The organism is Paraburkholderia sp. SIMBA_054 (genome assembly GCF_046534875.1).
In the GTDB taxonomy this organism is placed as follows: Bacteria; Pseudomonadota; Gammaproteobacteria; order Burkholderiales; family Burkholderiaceae; genus Paraburkholderia; species Paraburkholderia hospita.
In genome coordinates this window covers 1-402 of record NZ_JAWRXV010000293.1, presented here as the reverse complement: position 1 = coordinate 402, position 402 = coordinate 1, and the positions used below count along the sequence as shown (strand labels likewise).

Below are 402 nucleotides of genomic sequence, written 5' to 3'. Positions count from 1 at the left end.
ATCGACGCAATGGCGTTTTCCATCAAGGTATGAATGTCACGGTCCATCGTTCGCTCCGGAAAAGATGGGAGCGACCCGTTCGGGGGTCGGCTCCCGAAAGGGTTAAAAAGTCATGTGTTCGTTACAAGGTCAGACCCAGACTTGCTGCCTTTGCCTCTTCGAGCGACTGGTCGGCCGCTGCGAAAAGGTCAGGCTGCCGGGTCGCCCGGTCTAGCCGTGGTAACGCGTTGGAAAAGCGGCTTGGCCCGCTGCCGTCGAAACTGTCAGCGCCGGCGGCCGCACAGATGTGAATACGGCGCGCCGAGTTGACCCGCCCGACATGCAGATGGCAATTGCGTCGACGCGCGAGTAGCCCCCACGCTTCGGCTGTCGATTCCTTCCACTCGGTTGATCCGCCGATGA

1 pseudogene is annotated in these 402 nt (G+C 60.7%); it reads right to left on the bottom strand.

Annotated features, from left to right (window positions below):
* Positions 1–121: 121 nt before the first annotated feature.
* Positions 122–402, bottom strand: a pseudogene (locus SB822_RS55175) (hypothetical protein); the annotation flags it as partial.